25 protein-coding genes and 1 pseudogene are annotated in these 22644 nt (G+C 50.7%); 7 read left to right on the forward strand and 19 right to left on the reverse strand.

Annotated features, from left to right (window positions below; all coding sequences use genetic code 11):
• Positions 1-146: 146 nt before the first annotated feature.
• The 13 genes and pseudogenes from BSZ31_RS02800 to BSZ31_RS02860 all read right to left on the reverse strand — a co-directional run bounded on the left by BSZ31_RS02800 (position 147) and on the right by BSZ31_RS02860 (position 12989).
• Positions 147-3007, reverse strand: a pseudogene (locus BSZ31_RS02800) (YjbH domain-containing protein).
• Positions 2971-3366: a hypothetical protein gene (locus BSZ31_RS02805; RefSeq protein ID WP_105027457.1), complete on the reverse strand. Its 396-nt coding sequence runs from the start codon at positions 3364-3366 to the stop codon at positions 2971-2973. Before BSZ31_RS02805 ends, BSZ31_RS02800 begins: the two are co-directional and overlap by 37 nt.
• On the reverse strand, positions 3354-3689 hold the full coding sequence (locus BSZ31_RS02810; protein ID WP_146106563.1) for a YjbF family lipoprotein: 336 nt from the start codon (positions 3687-3689) through the stop codon (positions 3354-3356). Before BSZ31_RS02810 ends, BSZ31_RS02805 begins: the two co-directional genes overlap by 13 nt.
• A 42-nt stretch (positions 3690-3731) precedes the next feature.
• Complete coding sequence (locus BSZ31_RS17000) at positions 3732-4016, reverse strand: hypothetical protein (RefSeq protein ID WP_206018529.1); 285 nt, start codon at positions 4014-4016, stop codon at positions 3732-3734.
• Between the two features lie 135 nt (positions 4017-4151).
• A complete protein-coding gene (locus BSZ31_RS02820; protein ID WP_105027460.1) occupies positions 4152-5360 on the reverse strand; it encodes a GumC family protein in 1209 nt (402 codons plus the stop codon).
• A gap of 12 nt (positions 5361-5372) precedes the next feature.
• Positions 5373-7397, reverse strand: a complete 2025-nt coding sequence (locus BSZ31_RS02825; protein ID WP_105027461.1) for an SLBB domain-containing protein — start codon at positions 7395-7397, stop codon at positions 5373-5375.
• Positions 7398-7411: 14 nt separating this feature from the next.
• Positions 7412-7792: a hypothetical protein gene (locus BSZ31_RS02830; protein WP_146106564.1), complete on the reverse strand. Its 381-nt coding sequence runs from the start codon at positions 7790-7792 to the stop codon at positions 7412-7414.
• A gap of 48 nt (positions 7793-7840) precedes the next feature.
• On the reverse strand, positions 7841-8968 hold the full coding sequence (locus BSZ31_RS02835; protein ID WP_105029710.1) for a glycosyltransferase: 1128 nt from the start codon (positions 8966-8968) through the stop codon (positions 7841-7843).
• A 302-nt stretch (positions 8969-9270) separates the two neighbouring features.
• Positions 9271-10383, reverse strand: a complete 1113-nt coding sequence (locus BSZ31_RS02840; RefSeq protein ID WP_105027463.1) for a glycosyltransferase — start codon at positions 10381-10383, stop codon at positions 9271-9273.
• A 278-nt stretch (positions 10384-10661) separates the two neighbouring features.
• Entirely contained in the window at positions 10662-10994 is a 333-nt protein-coding gene (locus BSZ31_RS02845) for a CcdB family protein (protein ID WP_105027464.1), read from the reverse strand.
• Positions 10979-11242: a type II toxin-antitoxin system CcdA family antitoxin gene (locus tag BSZ31_RS02850; protein WP_168426823.1), complete on the reverse strand. Its 264-nt coding sequence runs from the start codon at positions 11240-11242 to the stop codon at positions 10979-10981. Before BSZ31_RS02850 ends, BSZ31_RS02845 begins: the two co-directional genes overlap by 16 nt.
• Before the next feature lie 84 nt (positions 11243-11326).
• Positions 11327-12514, reverse strand: a complete 1188-nt coding sequence (locus tag BSZ31_RS02855; RefSeq protein WP_206018530.1) for a lipase — start codon at positions 12512-12514, stop codon at positions 11327-11329.
• Positions 12507-12989, reverse strand: a complete 483-nt coding sequence (locus tag BSZ31_RS02860; RefSeq protein WP_105027466.1) for a DUF6795 domain-containing protein — start codon at positions 12987-12989, stop codon at positions 12507-12509. The genes BSZ31_RS02855 and BSZ31_RS02860 overlap by 8 nt, the downstream gene beginning before the upstream one ends.
• 180 nt (positions 12990-13169) lie before the next feature.
• Here BSZ31_RS02860 and BSZ31_RS02865 point away from each other — a divergent pair, with 180 nt between their 5' ends.
• Both BSZ31_RS02865 and BSZ31_RS02870 read left to right on the forward strand, forming a co-directional pair.
• Positions 13170-13511, forward strand: a complete 342-nt coding sequence (locus BSZ31_RS02865; protein ID WP_105027467.1) for a helix-turn-helix domain-containing protein — start codon at positions 13170-13172, stop codon at positions 13509-13511.
• Positions 13501-14832 carry a type II toxin-antitoxin system HipA family toxin gene (locus BSZ31_RS02870; protein ID WP_105027468.1) on the forward strand — a complete coding sequence of 444 codons (1332 nt, stop codon included), beginning with the start codon at positions 13501-13503 and terminating at the stop codon, positions 14830-14832. Before BSZ31_RS02865 ends, BSZ31_RS02870 begins: the two co-directional genes overlap by 11 nt.
• Before the next feature lie 39 nt (positions 14833-14871).
• Here BSZ31_RS02870 and BSZ31_RS02875 read toward each other — a convergent pair whose 3' ends face one another.
• Both BSZ31_RS02875 and BSZ31_RS02880 read right to left on the reverse strand, forming a co-directional pair.
• The gene (locus BSZ31_RS02875) at positions 14872-16059 is read right to left on the reverse strand and encodes a lipase (protein ID WP_206018531.1); all 1188 of its coding nucleotides are present in this window, start codon (positions 16057-16059) and stop codon (positions 14872-14874) included.
• Position 16060: 1 nt separating this feature from the next.
• Positions 16061-16534 carry a DUF6795 domain-containing protein gene (locus BSZ31_RS02880; protein WP_105027469.1) on the reverse strand — a complete coding sequence of 158 codons (474 nt, stop codon included), beginning with the start codon at positions 16532-16534 and terminating at the stop codon, positions 16061-16063.
• Positions 16535-16703: 169 nt separating this feature from the next.
• On the opposite strand from BSZ31_RS02880, the gene BSZ31_RS02885 reads away from it, so the two are divergent.
• The 5 genes from BSZ31_RS02885 to BSZ31_RS16825 all read left to right on the forward strand — a co-directional run bounded on the left by BSZ31_RS02885 (position 16704) and on the right by BSZ31_RS16825 (position 18405).
• Positions 16704-16964 carry a type II toxin-antitoxin system Phd/YefM family antitoxin gene (locus BSZ31_RS02885; RefSeq protein WP_105027470.1) on the forward strand — a complete coding sequence of 87 codons (261 nt, stop codon included), beginning with the start codon at positions 16704-16706 and terminating at the stop codon, positions 16962-16964.
• Positions 16965-16967: 3 nt separating this feature from the next.
• Complete coding sequence (locus tag BSZ31_RS02890) at positions 16968-17372, forward strand: type II toxin-antitoxin system VapC family toxin (protein WP_105027471.1); 405 nt, start codon at positions 16968-16970, stop codon at positions 17370-17372.
• A 184-nt stretch (positions 17373-17556) separates the two neighbouring features.
• Positions 17557-17826 (forward strand): antitoxin, encoded by a 270-nt coding sequence (locus BSZ31_RS02895; RefSeq protein WP_105027472.1) that lies wholly within the window; start codon positions 17557-17559, stop codon positions 17824-17826.
• 5 nt (positions 17827-17831) lie between these two features.
• The gene (locus BSZ31_RS02900) at positions 17832-18233 is read left to right on the forward strand and encodes a type II toxin-antitoxin system VapC family toxin (RefSeq protein WP_206018532.1); all 402 of its coding nucleotides are present in this window, start codon (positions 17832-17834) and stop codon (positions 18231-18233) included.
• Positions 18234-18252: 19 nt separating this feature from the next.
• A complete protein-coding gene (locus tag BSZ31_RS16825) occupies positions 18253-18405 on the forward strand; it encodes a hypothetical protein (protein ID WP_168426824.1) in 153 nt (50 codons plus the stop codon).
• A gap of 44 nt (positions 18406-18449) precedes the next feature.
• On the opposite strand, the gene rfbC is transcribed toward BSZ31_RS16825, so the two are convergent.
• From rfbC to BSZ31_RS02920, 4 genes are all read right to left on the reverse strand, one after another.
• The gene (gene rfbC / locus BSZ31_RS02905; protein ID WP_105027474.1) at positions 18450-19004 is read right to left on the reverse strand and encodes a dTDP-4-dehydrorhamnose 3,5-epimerase; all 555 of its coding nucleotides are present in this window, start codon (positions 19002-19004) and stop codon (positions 18450-18452) included.
• A 3-nt stretch (positions 19005-19007) separates the two neighbouring features.
• Complete coding sequence (gene rfbA, locus BSZ31_RS02910; protein WP_105029713.1) at positions 19008-19877, reverse strand: glucose-1-phosphate thymidylyltransferase RfbA; 870 nt, start codon at positions 19875-19877, stop codon at positions 19008-19010.
• A gap of 86 nt (positions 19878-19963) precedes the next feature.
• A complete protein-coding gene (locus BSZ31_RS02915; protein ID WP_105027475.1) occupies positions 19964-21040 on the reverse strand; it encodes a bifunctional 2-polyprenyl-6-hydroxyphenol methylase/3-demethylubiquinol 3-O-methyltransferase UbiG in 1077 nt (358 codons plus the stop codon).
• Positions 21041-21072: 32 nt separating this feature from the next.
• Positions 21073-22560, reverse strand: coding sequence for a flippase (locus BSZ31_RS02920; RefSeq protein WP_105027476.1), 1488 nt, complete (start codon positions 22558-22560; stop codon positions 21073-21075).
• Positions 22561-22644 lie beyond the last annotated feature (84 nt).

Consider the following 22644-nt stretch of genomic DNA (forward strand, 5'->3'; position numbering starts at 1 on the left):
TGTTACGTTTTCTTAACTGACCCAGGGCTTTAAACAAGCCTTCACAAAAAACAAGACGCGCAACTAGGCTTGGTTTAAATGTTCAACAAATAATTTGGTGCTTATGGTATGTTAACGCTGACTCAATTAGAGATTGGTGTGTCAATCTAATTGGCTGGTTTGAACTGTAGCATTCTCGGACTCCTTACACTAGTTTCTTCAAACAAACTCAGCGCCCTTCTCAACTTCGCCCCGCCATCTCGCGTTACCTGCACCCAGTTGAAGCTGGCATCACCCGGCACCGTGCTGGTAAACAGTGCATCAAACGGCACACGCAGGTAAATTCCCTTGTCAAAACTTCCCTCACCGAAATCCTCGGCGGATACATTGGTCTTCGTAGCGTATGCGCCAATGCGCACGCCGTTATCAAACACGCGAGAAAGATCAACTGTTACGCCTTTGTCACCTGCCAAATACTGGCCCACAGAAACGGTGGCCAGTATGTCTTCAAAGCCAGTGTCCACATAAGCCGTAACATGGCCTGTGTTCACGGTGTAGTTTCTAAAACCAAAGTCTTGTTCAAATGCGCGTTGCTTGACACGGTTAACGTCTACACCAAGCGCCCAGCGTGAATTCATGGGCGGTACAAGTACTCGCCCCCTACCCCACCAAACATGCTTTCAAGGTAGCCGCCGTACAGGCTGTAAAAATGGTTTTGCGAAAGCTGGCCCACGTGGTTTAACTGCAAGTTGCTTAGCTTGGTATCCGACGCGGTGGAGTATTCCCTGAAGTTGGTGCGCACCTGTGGCAAACGGCTTGTACCCCGCTGTGTAAATTTGTCAAAGGTGCCGCCAAGTACATGGTCAATTCTTCCGGTTACCCATGTGCTGTCGGTAAACTCTACTTCGCCTCGTGCGTACCCGGTAAACTGAAACAGGTAACCATTGGCACCGCCAAAAGTTTGCTCGTAACCCAAGCCCACGCCGCCGTTGTACCAGGGGTCGTAATCGGTGTGCACTGGCCTGTAGGCGTAGCTGTTCGGCTCTACAGCAGCCACCGGGTTGCTGTTGGTTTGTTCAACAGGTAACTCAGTTTTGTCGGCAGCCCATTGTTTGCGGTTTACTACGTGTTGAGCTACGTCTGCGCCACGGTTTTTGTAAGTGAAACTGAACCAGTTAATGCCTTCCGCCACGTTTTCATGAAGGGCTGCGGTGGCTTTGTCCACTGCCTTGGCCGGGTAGGTTACATCGGCATTCTTTACCGTTAGCTGTACTTCACTGCCACGCTGTTGGACACTTTCAACATTCCAGGTGGTTTGCTGCTCCACCAGTTTTAGCGTTTTTTCCCAATCAGTGCTTGTGGGGCGTGGGCCTTGGGTAACCACCACTGGTTTGGGGTCGGTAATTTTAGGTACGGCGTACTTGCTTACGTTTTCTTTGAACGACAAGGCAAAGCCCATTGTGTTGCCGCGCTGCACACTCACACTGAAGTCGATGTAATCGTTGATGCGATAAACCGCACCATAGTTAATGTTGCTGCTTTGGGCTTGGGGGTTGTTCAGGGGCTCGTTGGAATAATCGTTGCCGTCTACCTCAACTTTTAAAATCAAATCTTGCCAAGGGGTTTGCCATTCAACACCACCAAAAAGGGCTGCCTCGCCGCGGAAGTAGGCGCTGCTGTTCGCCTGGCCACCTGCCCCAACATCAGGCGCAGGCCGGGTATCGAATTCATCAGTGATAAACCCAAAAGGGTTTGAAATGCCGCCACCGGTGGCCATGTTGCCGAAGCCCAAGCCCAGAGTAAAGTCGAACTTTCCAGCACGTTTGTTGACCACAAAATATTCGCTGGAAAACAAGCCGGTTCCGCCGACATCCCTAAGGCCTAAGGCCACTTCAGGAACATAGGCAGTTTCGTCCAGCAGGCGTACCTTTAGGTCTACGCTTTTGTCCTGGTACTTGCGGTCGCCGCTGAAGGCATCTGAACCAAAACGGCGGTTGGTAATAATTGAGTACCGAAAACCGGCCTCCAGCCATTCAAAAGGCTGATAAATAAACGAGTAGCGCGAATACGGCTCAACCCTGCTGGCTGTAATGCTGATAGTGCCTTCCTCGGCCATGCGGGCGCTGGGCATTTGCAACAAACCTACGGTGCCCCAATCGCTACGAGTGGGGCGCACTGTGTAGTCAAAGGGAGTGTTGTTGGCTGCTATTGCATCCGCTGCAGGTGCTTTGACCACAGCAGCTTGAACTGCAGTGCTGGCAGGCTGATTGTAGGCCCCTTGTGTTTGTAAAAACTGCACCAACTGTAAGCTTTCTTGCTCAGCCCAGCCGCTGTTGCGCGCAGGTGCCCACACCCACGCACCGGGTTGTGGCAAGGTTTGCTCAGTTTGGTTCCACAGCCCTACATTGAGTTGGGTTACCTCACCACTGGGTTGAACAAGCCATGCTTGGTCAAAACCCTCGCCAAACTTGTACCAACTGCTTTTGGGGAAGCATTGTTCCAGGTAAGCAAGCACGCTTACCTCAGGTTTAAACTCAGCAATACATTGCCCCTTGGTACCTAATACTGCGATGGTGTTGCCCAAGGGCTGAAGTACCAATTGGTCATTGTTTTGCAGAATGGGGTCCAGGTTAATTTTACCGGCTAGCACGTGCCCGTCTTGGCTAGGCAGCAATTGCCGGCCCGTTACTGGTAAGCCATCAACCAATGGCTGCAAATAGGCGGGCACCTTGCTGGGGCCCATCACGGCCAGTTGGGTTATCAGCTGGGTTTTTTGCAATTCTTGCTTGCCGCGCAGGGCTGCGCGTTGCAACACCATGCCTTCAAGTTGCAGGGCTTGCCCCTGTGCATTGCGTGCTGTGCCAGGTAGCAATTGCTGGCGCATCAACAATTCAGAAAGGCGCTCACCCTGCTTGGGCGTGTAAAGGGTTTCGGCTTGGGCCCAACCCAAGTGGGTAATCAACAAAGCCAGGGCTGCGGTTGTTTTTAGTTTCATGGCTTGGGAATTGGGTTGGAGCGGTACAGCCATTCAATACATGTGGCTGAAGTAAGGCACTGGCTACCGTACACGGGGCTACCAGTGCTGGTAAATGCATGCAGGCTGTAAGGAATATCACTATCGGCTTGCGGTATTTCCTGAAACCACAACAGTGTTTGTTTCTCGTTTTTGGTGGCTTCAACAAGGCGTTTGCGCAGCACGCTATTCTTGGTATTCACCTGCGCTTGAGGAATTGGCGCAAACCTAAGTGCTACTGTTTTATTGAAAATTTGCTGATCGGGCTGGCTGTATGTTTTGCTGCTGGGCAGCTGCACACCTTGCAGGTTGGGCGCAGCCCAAGTGTACTGGGTGGAGCTAATGTAATTCTTAACACCAGTTAACCCCACCATGAACCGTTTTGGGTTCGCAGTAATTCGCGTTGCGAGTCGTACCAGGTTTGCACGGGGGGCTGCTGTTCTAGGGTAACCACGTAGCCAAGTACCATCATGGCTTGCGCACCCACGGTGTGCGCCTCCAAGTACTGTAAGTTTGGGTTCATTTCAAATTGCTCAAACCGATCGGGACTTGGCGAACCCACGGCCTGAATCATCTCGTAAGCAGCTTTGAAATTTGTAGTGCACGCACTTAAACCCACACAGGCCAGGGGAAATACCAGAAGTCGAATAATTTTCAGCACAATCGATGAGTATAAAAACACGATAACAACGGGCAAAAAAAAACGCCCCCATCAGGAGGCGTTTTTGTGTGCTGTGGCTTAGTTTGACTGAGAAACAGACACTGGGGCGTTATTGTCGTCGTTTGTAACGGCAACAACGGTAGCCAGGCCAACAGCAATACCCACTGCACCGGCCACACCCAAGCCACCAGCAGCAGCACCTGCACCGGCTGCGCCCGCACCGGCGCTTGCGCCAGAACCTGCACCAGCGCCGCCACCCGCACCACCAGCCTGGCCACCGGAAGCAGCCTCACCAGTAGCAGACTGTGCAATGGCTAAACCACTAAACGCCACCATGGAAATCATGGCCAAAAATTTCTTCATAACAATTCTCCCTAATTAAGGATTCTATAAACGCGCGTCTTTAGAAAATACATCAGATTTCACAATTGCGCTACCTTTAAAGGCTTGTTTTTGAACTAAAAACAACCCTACACCCTGTTTTGGTGGGGCACACCTTTATCGTTTAAAACTCCAGGCTTTCTTCAGCGCCTGGAAACCCTGCTGGCTGTTTTCATCGGCGGCGGCCTTGCGCATGGCAGCGCGCACGAATGCCAGTAACACGGCAAGGAAACCCGCAGCCAATACACTTAGCACCACAATCAAAGCGCGCTTGGGCTTGCTTTTGCGCTCGGGAACCGTAGCCACATCCAGCTGCTGCACATTGCCACCGTCTTTGGCTTCATCGACTTTGGCCAGCTCGAACTGCTTGGCCATAATTTCAAACACCGCTTCCTGGTACTTCACCTCGCGCAGGGCGCGAACATATTCCAACCCTTGTTCGGGCAAATTACCCGCCGACACCAAACCCAATTCACCACCAGTACCACCTTTGTCCAACTTTTTAAGCTCAGCACGCAGGCCATTCAACTCAGCTACCACCCGGCGGTAATCGGAATTCTCAGGGGTGGCAAAAGTGCGCATGGCACTAAGCTGCACCTCACGCTGCGCAATTTCAGCACGCAGGCGCGCCACTGCCTCAATAGTGGCCTCTGCCTGGCTTTTCAATTCCACCAAACCCGTGCGCTCTTGGGTTTCTTTCAGTTTTACCTCGGCGTTGGAAAGTTCTTCTTTGGCTTTGGCAAATTGATCTTCAAAAAACTGGCGACGTTGCTGGGCTTCGGTAACGGCCACACGAGTCATCAAGCTTTTCAGTACCTCGTAATAGGCATTGGCCATTTTGGCGGCCAACTCAGGGTCTTTGTCATCCACTTCAACGGTAATCAAGTTCGATTTTTTGTCGCTAGTTACGCGAACCACATTGTCTAAGGTGCGGTAAACATCTTCGCGAAGCTCGGCTTCGTAGTACTCCACCAAATTGAACTGATCAATAATTTGATCTTTCGCGCTGCGGCTTTGCAGCATGGCAATTACAGTGTCTGCCGTAGTACCCCCGGTACTAATGCCTGCCAGCCCTGCCAAACCACCCAGGCTGGCCAAGGCAGCCGCTGCCCCGCCGCCACCACTGTTTTGTGGAGGTAGCAGAGTGGTTTTTGCTGTAAATATCGGGGTTAAAAACAAACTAACCACAATGGCAGCAACGCCCACTACAAAAGGCAAACCGAATACCAGTTTTTTTTCTTCGCCCAGGGTGGTGGCAAGTTCGACCAAGCTTATTTCATCGTCGTCAAATTGCTCAGTTTGCCTGGGTTCCATGTGTGAATTCATACCTGCTTACCGTTAGTCTTGAATGGCATTAACAGCAGCCGCGCCAAGGCCAACCTGATAAAAAATTTGGGAAATATCGATCAAGGTTTTTGTGAGCGATACGCGCTCAAAGTCTTCAGGCACATAAATGGCGTCGCCCGGCAGGGCACGCTTGCCATACAAGCCGCTGACGAAGGGCACCCAGCCTTGTTGCGCACTGTCTACGGTGCCATTGGCTCGAATGACGAATATGGAGTCATCATCAGCGCCTTTCGCAGCACCACCGGCCATGCCCAAATAGTCGAATACCGTGTTGCCTGGCTTGAAAGCATATACGCCTTGGCTATACACCGACCCCAATACCGCCACCTGCCCGGGCAGGGATGGCACAGCCACGACGTCACCATCCACCAATTCAATGGGGGGAAGTTCGGCAATAGACTGTGCATCGGGTTTAACATCCAACACCACCCGGCCTTCCGGCTTCATTTTACGCAAGCGCTCCAGGTAGGCGCCCTGCACTTGAGCCTGCTTTTGGGCGTTTGCGGCATCAGCGGCCGAAATGGCCGATGCAGCGTTGCTCGCCTGTGCCGACACCAACATGCGCTCGGCCTGCTCCAAAGCCTTTTGCTTTTGTTGTTCCTGCTCAGCAGCAATGGCGCGCCGGTTCAGTTTGGTGCCAAACAGGTAAGCGTCTTCGGCAAGGCCACCTGCTTTCACAATCACATCACGCAGGGTTTCGCCGGGCGCAATTTGATAGTAACCAGGCGCTTTTACTTCCCCGGTTACCTTGATCAATGCCGTTTGGCGAGAGCGTGGAATTTGTGCATCGTTGGCACTGAAAATGGTTACCACATCGCCCGCTTGAAGTTGCATGTTTTGAGCGGGGTCGCCAGCCATGGCTTTTCGCAAATTAAAGGGAATCAGCCTGGTTTGAAGTTCTTGCCGATCAAGGCGCTCGATTACAGCGTATTCCCAGTTAATTTGCGCAAGCATAGAGGTAATGGTTTCCTCGACCACCTCAATTTTTTGCTCGCCCTCTTCACCCTGATCTGCCTTGTTAAAAAGCTTTGAATCGTCTTGATTTAGCTGGCCACGCAAATCGGGATCGCTAACCGATTTGCGGGCATCGGCTTTATTGAATTGCACCAAGGTGCCCTTCTTTTTGAAGTAGCTGTCTTGAATCAAGGCATCGGTGTTGGGGATCAAGTCGGCAATTCGCATACCTTCAAAGTAGGGGTAGCGCGCTGGCGCTGCCACATTCCCTTTCAAGGTAACTGCATTTGCGAATTCTCGCCTTGTTTGGAATACGGTGACAATATCGCCGTCTTGAAGCGTCGCTTGATTAAGGGCCCGGGTATAACTTAGTTGTTCGACGGCTCTGGGTGCTTTGGGGTTGTCAGTGTTAAACCCCTCAATCAGCACGGTGTCTTGCCGCAACAAGGTGCGGTCTACACCCGACATATCCAACACATCGGCCAGGTTTTCACCGGGTTTCAATTCAAAAATTGCAGCCGCAGGGCCCTCTACATTCAGGGCTACGCGTGCACCAGCCTGCGCAATAAACACAACATCGCCAGCGCGCAACTTGCGGTCTCCGTTCAATTCACCTTTGCGAAGTAAATCGTAAAGGTCAAACGTGGCCACAGTTTCGCCACCGCGTTTTAGTTGCACATTTCGAAAACTACCGTTAACGCCTGGCTGAGCAACAGAAAACACCACCGAGGCCAAGGTGCTGGTGCTGTTCACGGTGTGCAAACCTGGGGCAAGAGCCTGGCCAGCCACGTAAATATTAACCCCGCTTAGCTTGCCCAGCGTGGCGCTTAAGCTGAAGTTTTTGTAGTACTTGCCAATTTCAGCTTTCAGGAATTCGTCCAGATTACGTGCGCGCACACCTGCCACGGGAAAGGTTCCCACGGTTGGAATGGTGAGCTGACCGTCACGATCGACTGTGGCTGTGTGGTTCACATCAATGCCACCCCACACCCGCACCAAAATTTCATCACCCGCACTGATTTCATAATCCGCCGACACCTGGGCATTGTTTTCCCCGCCCACAGCGAATTCGGTTTTCAGGCTTTACTGCCGAATGGGTACAGCAACTTGCCGGTGTTTTCAAACACGAAACGCTGAAAACCGCTCAGTGGGCGCTTGGGAGCCGGCGAGGACTGATCGTTCAACGATTGACCGCCACCCGGTTGACCCTCCCGATTAGCACTCGACAACGCTGGGGTTGATTGACCCGGAAGTTGTTGAGCGCCGGTTGACTGGTTACCGACATTTAAACTTGCTGCGCCGCCTTGCTGAAGCTGAATGGCGCGCTGTTGTTCTTGAGGCAAATTAACAAAACCTGCAAGCCCCAACCCCTGTTGGGCCCAAGCAGAGGTAACAAAAACTGAGACGGCAAGAATACCCAGCAAACGGCCAGTGCGACCTAGCGTTAAACAATACATTGTGTATAACCTGATTGGTAGAGCAGTAAAGATTAGCAGAAACCTGCGTTAATTCAGGGCTTTGGCCTGTCGACGGAAGTAAATACTTAAACGCAGCATGCGCCGGTACATGCGCTGGTACACCACAAAGCTGATGACCAGCCACGCCACTACCATTCCAATGCTTTCAGGCCAGAATATGGCGCCCAACATGGGAATAAACGAATACACCCACAAAAAGGGTGACGTGTAGGCATTGCGCTTCCAGGCCGGGGCGCCCGGCATCAGCTTGCGACTGACCACACGACGGTAGATGAGGCTGTGAAGGTGGCTTGCATCGGGGCTGCCGGGGTTGTGCTTGCGTTTGCGGCTTGCGCGCCGGTATACACTGAACAAGGTTTCAATAAACGGGTAACCGCACACCAGCAACATGGCCCATGGGCTTACCTGGTCAGGGTTGCGAGTTGCCAACGCCACAGCCAACACAGCCACGTAGTAACCCAAAGTGTAAGCACCCGCATCGCCAAGGAATATATAACCACGGGGATAATTCACGGCCATAAAACCCAGCACCACGGCAGCACCCAACAAAGCCAAATTCAGCACTGCAGTGTCACCAACGCTGTAAGCAATAGACCCCAAGGTGAGCAGCATGAGCACTACCACACCACTGGCCAAGCCATTAAAACCATCGATAATGTTGACGCTGTTGGCGATGCCGGCAACCGCGAAAGCAGTGAACAACAAACCCACCGGGGCTAGCGCCAGAAACCAATCGAGACCAGGCACATCAACGCTGCTGACCCAATAACCTGTAATTACCGCAGCCAAGAAACCACTCAACATGGTAGCCAAAAGGCGGGCTTTGACTGAAACCCGCTTAGTAAAGTCTTCGAGCAAGCCCGCGGCAAATGCTGGAATTGCGCCAATAAGAATGAGTGTAAGCAAAGAAGCAGTGCCTTTGCTAAACCCATGGGGCAAGGCAAACCATACACCCAAAAAGCCAGTCAATAAGGCAATACCGCCAATTCGAGGGGTTGGCGCAGTGTGGAATTTTTGAACGCCACAAGTGCCGTCCATACTGATTGCACCGTGCCAGCGTTTGGTTGCAACAATAATTAAACTGGCCAGAAAGGAGCACACAAGCCCGCTAAATAATGCTGGCCAGAATATTTTGATGGCCTCGATGGTTTGCATGTTTATATCTGCTCTGTGATTGGTTTTGCCACGCAGAATCGAGGCAAAAAAACAAAAATACGCGTTCGTAAAAGCCAATAAATTTTCAGTAAGCGAATGCAATTGTATTCGAATCAGCCCGAATTGTGCACTTGCAGCATTTCAGCTTTATTAATTTTTACACCCTCTCGTCAAATACAAGACTGATTGTTAAATAATTTGTCATGTATTTGACGTGTTGTGCATATTACCTTGCAGCAACCATCGCGGATGCATTTTTGGTCCCCTGCAAATGCGGGGGACGTAACAATGACTACTACAAATTAATGAATGCGCCTGCGAAAGAAAATACCCAGCACCAGCATACGGCGGTAGAGCCGCACATAGGCCACAATGCTGAAAGCCAACCACACCAACACCATGCCCAGACTTTCAGGCCAGAACACAGCACCCAGCATGGGCACTGCGGCGTAAATCCACATAAGGGGCGACGTAGCGGCATTGCGCTGCCAGGCTGGCGCATAAGGCAACAACTTGCGGCTCACCACGCGGCGGTACACCAGGCTGTGCAGGTGGCTGGCGTCGGGTGTTCCGGGGTTGTGCCTGCGCTTGCGGGTGGTGCGGCGGTAAATGCTAAACAGCGTTTCAATTACCGGGTAGCCACACACCAACAGCATGGCCCATGGGCTTACGTCGATGGGGTTGCGCGTGGCCAGCATTACAGCCAGCATGGCCACGTAGTAGCCAAGGAAGTAGGCCCCAGCATCGCCCAAGAACAAGTGGCCCTTGGGGTAATTGATGAACAAAAAACCGAAGGTAACCGACACGCCCAGCAGGGCCAGTTGAATGATGACAAAGTCGTCGACCCGCCAGGCAATGGTGGCCAGCGTAAGCAGCATAAGCACCACCACGCCACCGGCCAAGCCGTTAAACCCATCCACAATATTCACGCTGTTGGCAATGCCACCCACTGCAAAGGCAGTGAAGATTAGGCCGATTGGGGCCATCGCCAGCAACAGGTCTATGCCCGGCACATTCACAAAACTGACCCAGTAACCAGTCAGCAAGGCTGCGATTAAACCGCTGGCAATAGTGGCTAGCAGGCGGGCTTTCACGCTAACGCGCTTGGTAACGTCTTCAGCCAAGCCAAAAGCAAAGGCCGGCAAAGCACCCAGCAACAGCAGGCCCAACAGGTGCTGGCGGTTGCTGCCCACCGGCAGGAAAGACCAGGCCGCAATTAAACCCACGGCCAGCGCGATACCGCCGATGCGGGGCGTTGGAATGGTGTGAAATTTCTGGATGCCCTGGGGGGCATCGAGTGTAAGGCGGCCATGCCACTTTTTAGTTAACACAATAAACAAGGCCACAAGAAAGCTACATAACAGCCCTACCATGGCCGAGGGCCAGTTCAGGCTTAGCGCCGCTGCTGTTTGCATGATGCTCCACACACATGAAACAGTGCTTGCGGGCGGGCAAGCACAATTTGATTGGATAAGTAAAAGCGCCCTAGAGGCGAATTGCTACAGGTAATATTTCGTAATTATTGCACCTGCTTCATGGCAGGTTTGTGACGACGCACCCTAACTGCAAGTATACGCCCGCCTTTATTACACGTGTTACAGCCTTTTGGATTCAGCTAGAGGCCATTGATTGCTAACGGGCGAGTGGAGAATTGGTTGGCAGGAGAATTGAATACCGCCACCGTATTGGCTTTCTAATAACCCTGAAACAAAAAGTCGAGAGCTGAAATGATCTTGATCTGGTCATCTACCAACGACACAACAGGTGTTTTTAGTACGCGTTTGGGTACTGCGCCCATTTTGGGCACTTCAAGCAAATACTCTTTCCCCATGATGGTGAGCACAGGGGTAAGCCTTGTGGGCAACTTGACGTTGGGGAAGTTATCCATGCTGCGCAAAGGAATAACCATGCGACTGTCCAGGCTATCGAATAAATCTGCCTGAACGTCCAATAAATACGGAGTGGTCAGCTTGTGGTTACCGGGGTTGGAGTACACATCAAAACGCGCCACTAGAAACTTCTCCATTGGTCCAATGGCAAACCCTCTTCCTCAACGATTGAGTTGTATGCAGCAATAAATTCAGAATGATCTTGCTTCCATCGGCGCTCTTGTTCTTTGCGAACCACTTCTCGAAGGTAGTTGTCGCAAACCTGAGAAATATTGATCCCCAAGGATTTGGCAGACTCCAAAACATCCGCGCTTAAGGTTAAGTTTGCCGCCCGCTTGCCCGATGTCCCGGGCCGGGAGGGAAGCTTGCGTTTGATCACGGTCATCGAAACCTCATGCGCATTATTGTATGCGTATATTTTAACCCTCATTTCTTCAAATGAAAACAAGCAGCAATAAGCTTGCGAAACTTACCGCCCCACTAGCTGAATGGCCTGTTTGGCCATGGTGTTGACCGACAGGTGCAGCAGGTTGAACACCCAGCGAATGGTGGCCACTGAGGCATCGGCCAATACATGGGTTGAGCGCCCCAGGTAAGCCATGATGGCGTTGAGCATGCCGGCCACCTCTTTGGCTTGTTTGTGGCTGGCCTGGGCGTAGCGTGCGAGTATTTCGGCCATTTGATCGAGCACCGTGAATGCGCCTGTGCCGTAATGGCCCACACTGAGAAGGCTTTGTGCGCCCAGGCGAGAAAGCATGTCGTGAATGGCTTTGTTGATCAGTTTAAGCAAACGCCCACTGAACATGGCCCCAGGCATTTTGGCGAGTTGTTCAAACTGCCCTGCTTCCTTGTTGTTGGCGGGGTACAGGGAGTTTTCCAGCTGCTGTTGTTTGCCTTGTGTAAGGCTTTGCATTTGCTTCCAGCTGCCGTTGACCATACTGCTATAGCCAATGGCAAGCTTGTGCTGCATAGGGTTGATTTTCAGCATGCCGCCTTCGAACAAGTAGGTGCCGTGCACATAGGGCGAGTGCACAAACGGATAAGTGGGCAGCATAGTGACGACATCGGCTTCATTGGCTACGCGGTACACATGGGCGGCTTTCATTTTCTTACTCAGGTGCTCGGCATACGGCACCATGCCCACGCGAGGAGCGGCCACCGTGTACAGGTAGGAATTCAGGCCCAGTTCGGCGCAAGCTGCTGCATTGAGGTTTGCCAGAGCGCCGCCCAGGCTGTGGCCCATACAGTGCACTGCGATGGGTTTGAAACCCAGATTTTGTTGTTTGATGAATTCGTTGAGCTGCTGCACATAGCTTTTAAAAGTGGTGTTGAAACCTTTGTGAATGGCGTGGCCTGTGGGACCGAGGGTTGGGATTGCGTTGATGTCGGTTCCGTAGTCTGCGCGTGAATTAGTAGTGCCACGGGTGGCGATAACAATTTCGCGGGAGCGACCACCGTTGAGTTGGGCCATGAAGCCAAAGCCGCTGGAGACGGGGGTGATGAGGCCGGAGGTGGCGGTGATGATTCGCAAACTATCAATATTTACGAAAGGCAACTCGATATCCAACTCTCTCCTAAGCAATACAGAATCCCCTTTCTTCGTGGTGTATGCATTCTTGGAAAGTTGAAAGATTTGGCCAGGATTAAGCTCATTCATATTGTTGTACTCCATTGTGTTTGCAGCGCACGATTCTTCCGTAAGAGTTTTGTTCGTACTTAGACAGATCGCACTCGATATTCAAAACTCCACCCTTGGCCTCAGTCCCGAGTTCAAAGTTTTGCTTTTGAAACGCCCAAAAGGTGTGAGGCTGACCGTCAAAATAAACCTCAAGAACTTGCGAAACATGGGGATTGGCAGACAACAAGTCAGGCCTTAAGAATCGGCGCTCAGCTACGGCTTGAAATTTAAAATGACCTTCTGAATCTGTTTGAACCTCGTCTTGATATTCGCCATTCTCGAACCCGCCACTTCGCAACAAGCGAGTTACCTTCAAATTGCCCAACGGCTTTCCCTGCCAATGAATGAAACCCTCGATGGGCGAGCAGTACACAATTTTTCTGAACACAAAGGCCTCCGAAGGAGCGGGAGTAAGGGGCAGCAGCAAGACCAGGGCGAACAAGATGCGGTACATGGTTGAAGCCTGCGCGTATTGAACAAACGAGCACGCTAGCACCGGGTGAAGCGGGAGGCAAAAACTAGGCTGGGTACGTAATCAGGATGGGGGGGTTGAATAATTTTGATTTTTTACCTTCATACTGCATATTTGATTGATTAATGATACATTAAGATTATAAAGTTCGATTTAACGATCATGAAAATTCCGCAAAACAAAGTTGTCACACCTGAACAAGCCATGGAAACTCAGGAAATTGGGCGAAAACTGGCGAGGCTACGGCTTGCACGCTCAATTACCCAGCTTGAGGCGGCCTCCCGGGCAGGTTTGTCCAGAAACACGGCTTACCGCCTGGAGAAAGGCGACCCCGGTATTGCACTGGGGCAGGTAATTCGCTACCTGCAAGCAATAAAACCTGGGGGTACTTTGCTTGATTTGCTTCAGGAAAACGACCCGGCTCTTGTCCGCCTGCAAGCGACAGAGCAAACACAACGCGTGCGCCCGAAAAACCTGAGCGAAGACGAACGCTATGACTTCTAAGGCGAACACCGAAAACCTGGTGGTATTTGCACACCTGAACCCGGAGGGCTTTGTACCAGCCGGGCTACTAACGATGACCGAAGCAGCAACCCAGTTGCTGGGCAGTGAATTCGGCTATGGACGCCGATATGTGCAACGGAGCAACAGCCTTGAAATTGACCCGGTCAGCCTGGGCCTTAACAACGATAACGCTGCGCTTGACCGCACACAGTTACCTGCCGGAAATTTGCCGTTGTTCGGGGGCATTCGCGATGCAGCCCCTGATTCCTGGGGGCGACGAGTAATTGAGGCCAAACTGAAGGTGCCAGCCAATAGCTTGCCGGAATCAAGGTACTTGTTGGAGGCCGGTTCGGACCGGGTGGGCGCTCTGGATGTGCGCCCAACTTTGGAGTCAGCCGAAGCGTTAAACCCTGTGCCAGTTACCCAGCTTCAGTATTTACTCGATGCTGCACAACGCATTGAACGGGGCGAACCCATACCCACAGCTTTGATGCCAATTTTTGATGCAGGCACTGCTTTGGGTGGCGCGCGCCCCAAAGCCAGCGTGCGAGAAGCGGATGGCGGATTATGGCTGGCCAAGTTTCCGGGCATGAATGATTCTGCGTTAATTCCCGAAATTGAAGCCGCTGCCCTGTACATGGCGCGGCATTGTGGAATGCGGGTGCCAACAACAAAAGTTGTCCAGATTGGCAAACAACCCGTGATGCTGATTGAACGGTTTGACCGTTACTGGGCAACTGTGGATAGTGGTACCGCCAGAAAAGAATACCGGCTCGGCTTTAACAGTGCCTTGACTTTGTTGGGCTGCACAGAGCAGGAAAATGGCGAGAAAAGTTACGCTGACATTGCACAGGCTATTCACAGGTATGTGGCGTTCAAATCGATTGCTGAAGACTGCGAAGAACTGTTTCGCAGAATGGTGTTCAATATTTTTGTAACCAACGACGATGATCACCTGCGCAACCATGGTTTTATTTTCAGCCCCGAATCAAGAGGCTGGCGCCTGAGCCCACTTTATGACGTAATGCCAAGGCCAACAGTAACTAATTCACAAACCCGCTACCAAAGTATTGGTGTGGGCGAACTGGGCACACTTTCAACGTTAGACAACGCACTTACCCAATGCCTTCGGTTTCGAATTCAGCCCGACAGGGCTTGCGCATTGATGAACGAGGTGTGGACTGTTGTACGGCAATGGAAGCAGTACTTTGAAGAGTTTGGCGTAAGCGCCAAAGCAATCGACCAGGCTACATTGGCCATGCGGCATATTGATGATGTGGCAAGCCCGGAATTGAAACGGAAAGTGTTGAAAGCAGATTGAAGTGCGTGACTTTCATAGGCTTTGGCGAGTGAGGCTTCGTTAATGACTCACCATTTGGATAGCCTGTTTGGCCATGGTGTTGACCGACAGGTGCAGCAGGTTGAACACCCAGCGAATGGTGGCCACTGAGGCGTCGGCCAATGCATAAGTTGAGCGGCCCAGGTAAGCCATGATAGCGTTGAGCATGCCCGCTACCTCTTTGGCCTGTTTGTGGCTGGCTTGGGCGTAGCGTGCGAGTATTTCGGCCATTTGATCGAGCACCGTGAATGCGCCTGTGCCGTAATGGCCCACACTGAGAAGGCTTTGTGCGCCCAGGCGTGCAAGCATGTCGTGAATGGCTTTGTTGATCAGTTTAAGCAAGCGCCCACTGAACATGGCACCGGGCATTTTGGCGAGTTGTTCAAACTGCCCTGCTTCCTTGTTGTTGGCAGGGTACAGGGAGTTTTCCAGCTGCTGTTGTTTGCCTTGGGTGAGGCTTTGCATTTGCTTCCAGCTGGCATTGACCATGCTGCCGTAGCCGTTGGCCAGCATGTGCTGCATTGGGTTGATTTTCAGCATGCCTCCCTCGAGCAGGTAAGTGCCGTGCACATAGGGAGAATGCACAAAGGGGTAGCAAGGCACCATGGTGACAATATCTGCCTCGTTGGCCACGCGGTACACATGGGCGGCTTTCATTTTTTTACTGAGGTGCTCGGCATACGGCACCATGCCCACGCGGGGAGCGGCCACCGTGTACAGGTAAGAATTCAGGCCCAGTTCAGCGCAGGCCGCCGCATTGAGGTTGGCTAGCGCGCCGCCCAGGCTGTGGCCCATGCAGTGCACTGCGGTGGGTTTGAAACCCAGGTTTTGTTGCCGGATGAATTCATTGAGCTGCTGCACATAGCTTTTGAAGGTGGTGCCAAAGCCTTTGTGAATGGCGTGGCCTGTGGGACCGAGGGTTGGGATTGCGTTGATGTCGGTTCCGTAGTCTGCGCGTGAATTAGTAGTTCCACGGGTGGCGATAACAATTTCACGGGAGCGACCACCGTTGAGTTGGGCCATGAAGCCAAAGCCGCTTGAAACTGGAGTGATGAGGCCAGAGGTGGCGGTGATTAACTTAAGAGAATTGAGATCAATGAACGGCATCGAAATCCCCAACTGATCTTTAAGCGCAATTGAGTCCCTACCTTTGGCTTTGTATGCGCCTTCAGAGAGCAAGTAAATTTGATTGGGTGTTAGCTGATTCATATTAGACATTCCCGTTGTGTTGACATCGGACGATTCGACCGTGGTCGTATTGCTCATAGGTAGACAGATCGCAATTTATTTTTATTACACCGTCTTTTGCTTCACTTCTTTCACCGAAGTCGTGCTTGGTGTATGACCAAATTGCATAGCGCTGCCCCTCGTGAAAAAGCCATACGAGCTGCGAAATATTAGGATTCGCCGACAACAAATCGGGCCTCAAAAACCTGCGTTCCTGAACAATTTCAAACTTGAACCGTCCGTCGCTGCCAGTCTTAGATGTGTCGCTGTATTTCCCACCCTCGAACCCACCGCTGTAGAGTTCTCGCGTTACAACTACGTTGGCCAGCGGCTTTCCCTGCCAATGAATAAAACCCTCGATAGGCGAGCAGTACACAATTTTTCTGAACACAAAGGCCTCCGAGGAAACGGGAGTAAGGGGCAGCAGCAATACCAGGGCAAACAAAATGCGGTACATGGTTGAAGCCTGCAAGTATTGAACAAACGAGCACGCTAGCACTGGCTGATGCGGGAGGCAAAAATACGGCTAGTTACGTAATCAGGATGGGGGTTATGTCGGCAGGTTGTTGCTTGAAAATACCTCACCAATTAAACTAGTTATATAACTAGTCATTAAGGGTAAATTTATGCAAACATGGCCCGTACAGGATGCAAAAGCCAGATTCAGTGAACTACTGGACACCTGCCTGCGTGATGGTCCACAAGCAGTAAGCAGGCGCGGCCAGGAACAAGCGGTTTTGGTACCCATGGCTGAATGGGTACGGCTGACCCAACAAAACCAGCCGGGCGTGAAAGATTTGCTACTGGCCGAGGAAGCGCGTACGGAATACCTTGTACCCCCGAGAGGGCAGCTGAAGCGCCGAAAAGCCACCAGACAGGAAGGCTGAACCATGTACCTTCTGGATACCAACGTTATTTCCGAACTACGAAAAGCAAAACCCCATGGAGCAGTGCTGGCGTGGATCAAGAACATTCCCGAGCATTTGCTTTACCTTAGCGCATTTACGCTGGCTGAAATTCAAAGCGGAATCGAGAGAACCAGAGAACAAGATGAGGGCAAAGCCGAGGAAATAGAGCTGTGGCTGAACAAATTGGAAGCCACGTTTAAGGTGCTACCCATGGATGCAAAATGCTTCCGAGTGTGGGCAAAATTAATGCACCGGGAAACAGACACAGCATTGGAAGATGCCATGATTGCCGCCACTGCCCTTGCCAACAAGTTAACGGTGGTAACCCGCAACACGAAAGACTTTACCCGGTTTGATGTGCCGCTGTTGAACCCATTTTCGAGTTAAAGGCTGGCCTTGAATGCAACACTGTGAGCAGCGAAGTAAAGCGGCAACACTTTTATGCGCCAATTAGTGCGGATGATTACATTTTTATGCGCGTAAAATTTTAAGCAACAAAAAGCCAAACGCTTGCTGTGCGCCCTAAAGCCTGATAATGTACACACCAATATGTACACACCTAGAGGTGTCAATGGCTTCACCTGTTTCTACTACTCGGGTTTTCAACAACGGCAACAGCCAAGCGGTGCGCATTCCCGCCGAGTTTCGCTTGAATACTGACCGGGTTCAAATTAGCCGCAATGAACACGGCGACCTTGTTATTCACCCCATACCTGCCGAGCGCGGGCAGGCTTTGTTGCAGGCACTGCAAGCTTTGGGTGAAGTTGACGAGCAATTTATCGCTGCACTGGAAGCCGAGCAGGAGGACAGCCAACCCATGCAAGATCGCGAGACGCTGTGATTTACTTGCTTGACACCAACATTCTGATTTACCTGATCAAAAATCAACCACCGACCATTGCGCAGAAAGTAAATTCGCTACCAACAGATGCAAAACTGGCCATGAGTTTTATTACCTGGGCTGAACTGTTGAAGGGTGCAGAGCGCAGCAACCGCAAGCCAGAAACCTTGCGCAGGCTTGATCAACTGGCCCAGCAGATCCATGTGATGTACCCGGGCGGCCCGGCGATATGCAAGCACTATGCAGAACAATTTATGCAATTGAAAGATGCGGGAACTCCCATAGGAGCAAATGACTTATGGATTGCGTGCCATGCACTGGCCGAGAATGCAACGCTGGTAACCCACAACACCAAAGAATTTTTAAGAGTGAAAGGGCTGGCGGTTGAGGATTGGGTGGCTGAATAGATTTGATATAGAAGTGGACTTGGCCGCATTGCGAGAAGACACAACGCTGGCTGAGCTTTGCCAGCAGTTTGAACTACACCCCACCCAAATCGTTGAGTGGAAAAAGCAACTGCTGGTCAATGCGGCGGTGCATTTGGGTCACATTCCAAAGTTACGGAAGCGGTTGATCTGAAGCCACTGTAGTTGATTTTGCCAACCTCAAGCTTCAGACTACCATTAATTTCGAAATACCTCACATAGATTAAAACTTCCGGCAGCCGCATCTTTTACAGAAAGTTTCGGCACATCTTCTAAAGGCCACTGAATTCCAATATCGGGATCATTCCAGCAAATACTTCGCTCGTGCTCCGGATACCAGTAGTCGGTCGTCTTATATAAAAAATCGGCAAAGTCGCTCAAAACCAAAAAACCATGTGCAAACCCCTTAGGGATCCAGAGCATTCGTTTATTCTCGGCTGTCAATTCAACACCAGCCCATTTGCCGAAATTCGCTGACGTTTTACGCATGTCGACAGCGACGTCGAATACGGCACCGCTAACAACCCGTACCAACTTGCCCTGAGGGTGCTTAATTTGATAATGAAGACCCCGTAAAACACCTTTTTCAGAGCGACTATGGTTATCTTGCACGAAATCAACATCAAAGCCTGTCGCGTCGATGAAATCACGTTGATTGAAGCTTTCAAAAAAGAAACCGCGTTCATCACCGAACACTTTCGGCTCTAACATCAACACTTCGGGCAAGCTGGTTTTAGAAACAAGGTATGGCATAGTTCATCTTAATAAATTCAATAAATATTGGCCGTAAACGCCTTTGGCTAGCGGAAGCGCAAGTTTGTGTAGGGCTTCAGAGTTGATCCACCCTTGTTGATAGGCAATCTCCTCAGGACATGCGACTTGCAAACCCTGCCGCTTTTGAAGTGTCGCGATGAAACTGGCAGCTTCTAGAAGGCTATCGTGTGTACCGGTGTCCAGCCAGGCAAATCCTCGGCCCATAATTTCAACGTCAAGTTCGCCCGATTTAAGGTATCGCTGATTGATGTCGGTAATCTCCAGTTCACCACGAGCCGAGGGTTTGATTTCAGCAGCAATATCGCATACCTGCTGATCATAAAAATAAAGCCCGGTTACCGCAAAATTGCTTTTGGGTTTGGCTGGTTTTTCTTCGATACTGACCGCTCTCTTTTGTAGATCAAACTCCACTACTCCATAACGCTGGGGATCATTTACGTGATAAGCAAATACACTCGCGCCATTGACTTTCGAGTTTGCACTGCGAAGTCGCTTAACAAGGTCGTGACCATAAAAGATGTTGTCTCCTAAAACTAGCGCACTTGGATTGTTATCGATGAAAGATTTTCCAATAACAAAAGCCTGTGCCAGGCCATCTGGTGAGGGTTGAACCGCGTATTGAATATTCATACCCCACTGTTCCCCATCCCCCAACAATTCAGCAAACCGGGGGGTGTCTTGCGGAGTACTGATAACCAATACATCACGGATTCCTGCAAGCATCAAGGTGCTCAGCGGGTAATAAATCATGGGTTTGTCGTACACTGGCATCAGTTGTTTGCTGATGGCCTGAGTAATGGGATACAAGCGAGTACCCGACCCACCGGCAAGAACTAATCCTTTCCGATCAATGCTCATCACGGTTACGCCTTTCTAAATTAAGCAACTATTTTCACTACAGTTTCGAGAGTAGACGATATTTGATCCTCAACCACAACCTAATCGGCTGGTTTAATTGCACGAACCGTCACAAATTCTCTCAACCCTGCATTTCGTTTGGCACGTCGCTCTGCTATTGCAATCTTTCGCGCCAAATTGCTCGGCGTATCGCAGCTAGATTGATCATTTAGTTCCCCCGCGATCTTATTACTTTCTTTAAAAAGGTAATCACACAATGGGCGATAAGGAAGATCTTCAAGCTCAGCAAATCCAATCTTCCTGAGCAAATCGAACAAAGATGGTCGATTGAAAAGAACCAAATGCCGAGGTGGCTCCAAGCCCCGCCACGAAGGCCCAAAACTTTCATGCCCCTGAGCATCAACGTTGGGGGTTTCAATCCAAATCCAACCGTTTGGTTTTAACAAAGCATAACAATGACGCAGAGCGGCAGCCGGATCGTGCATATGTTCAATTACATGGCTCAATGTTATACCGTCAAAACTCTCAATCGCTGGATCTAACGATTCGATCGAATCTTGCCTCACATCAATTCCATGATTGCGCGCAGCCTGTGCTGCCTTTGGGTCTGGCTCAAGACCAACCACCTCCCACCCGGCCTGAGAGGCAAGCAACAAAAAGTCGCCATTACCGCAACCGACATCGAGTAATCTGTGCCCTCGTCCTCCGAACGGGATGCAACGCCGCTCAGCATCCAAAAGATTTCGAAATCCAGGTGAGAAATAAGCAAACACCACACCAAGTTTGGTCGAAGGATGCAGATTGGTTCCGAATCTTTTATTGCGATAGCCATTGGCCAGTGCTCGTTTCAAACGCCGCAAAAAGCCTAAATCTCGATAGTCATTCTGCACGGACTGGGAGTGCGTAAAATAAGTGGTGTAAGCCATTCCTATGGTGGAGACCGTTGGCCTGGGATCAAGATATGCACTGCGACAGGCCTGACATTGAAACATGTCCCACGAGCCCGGGGCGCACTTAAAAATTTTGTCAGACAAATCCTTGTGCAGCAAATGACGGCGCTCACTGGAGCAAACTGGGCAAATTTTAACCCTCTCCAAACCATCTTGAGGCCAAGTGCTAGAGCCTTGCACCGAATGCGATTCAGGGAATGTTTGCATTTTCTTAAAACCTTAATCCTTCGTGCTTGAAGTTAAATACTATTAGCATGAGACTTTCTGATAAAAGTGCGAGCAAAAGGTACAGCAAAAGCTAGCGAACTACAAATTACGGCAACCAATACCAACGCCCTGAAATAATGGCTTTCAATCCAGACAAGAGCGGCCATGAATACTATGGTACAAATCGTGACAAATATCGTCCGCATAGCATGCGCCTTTGCCACCGGGAGAACCCTCATTACCAGGCAATTAAGCGCCAACGTGTCCATAACGACTCTAATAACCCATGCCATAGCTGCACCGACTATGCCAAAATTTTTAAGCAACAACACCAAGCCAATTGAATAGAAAACGAACTCGACCATGTGCGCCTTTGCGGTTAAGTCAGGCCTACCCGCAGCCTGCAGTATCACAGAAGCCGGCTGCGCGATGATATTCACCATCCATCCGATGGACAACCAGTAGAGGATGGGGACAGAAATTTCATGAAATTCACCACCAAGCCAAAATTCCAAAGCCTCAGGACCAAACAATACTACGCCCGATAATAGAGGCAACATCAACCAATAAAGGACTTTACTACCTTGAACGTAAAGCGCATTAAACCGCTCCATGTTGGAAACGTATGCTGAGGATACCGCAGGAAAAATAACACCAACAATTGCCTGTGAAACCATTTGCAGGCGCACTAAGATTTCGTAGGGAGTCACGTAATACGTCACAGCCGACAAGCCAGTAATCGCACCAATGAAAAACCGATCCATGTAGGTCATCAGTGGTCCAATGATGTTAGTGACTGTAATCCATCCACCAAAACTTGTAAGTGGCTTAATAAAAAGCCTTTGGGGTCGAATGAATTTTGCAAGTGAATGTTCGGCCTTACAAGCAGCGCGATAGTAAAAAATGGCGGCCACCATACGACCGAACAGCAGAATGCCAGTGGCCCATGCAACGTCCGGCGTGAGCTGCAGGGTGAGCAGTGGCCCTAGATAGGTAAAAATCCCCAATGGCATGCGAATCTTGGCGATGACTTTGAACTGTTGATGCGCTTCCAGAACACCAATAAAACCAGTGGTTAAAACCACCACGGGTATTCCAACGGCCAACAAATAAAATGCAATCCTGGCTTCATCATTGAGCGTATGATTCACATCCAACAACCTCTCGACCAGGATTGCATTGCAAGTTGCAATCAAGAACGATCCGACTAAGCTGACCGCAAATAAAACCACCAAAGCGGTCCAGATTAGCGAGCCAAGGTCGGAAATTTGGCCACTTCCAAGTCTCTCGGAAACCAGTTTTGTTAGGGCTCGGCCAAGACCAAAATCGAACAGGCTAAAATAGCCAACTCCTACCCAAATAACAGCCAACAAACCAAATCGCTCACTACCCATTCCTTCGATTAGAATCGGAATCGCGTACAACGCAACTATTAGTGGCGCAATTAGTCCAGTGAAGTTCCAGACTGCGTTTTTTGCCAATAATCGCGAGGAGGCAGGCTTATATGAGGGCCGGCTCATTCATGTACCGCGTGAAGCAGTGGGCATCCAGACGGATGTAATCTAAGGAGATTTACAGGTACAGTGCTAGTTCTCATAAATCAC

Origin of the sequence: Limnobacter sp. SAORIC-690, from assembly GCF_002954425.1 — a bacterium.
GTDB classification, from domain to species: domain Bacteria; phylum Pseudomonadota; class Gammaproteobacteria; order Burkholderiales; family Burkholderiaceae_B; genus Limnobacter; species Limnobacter profundi.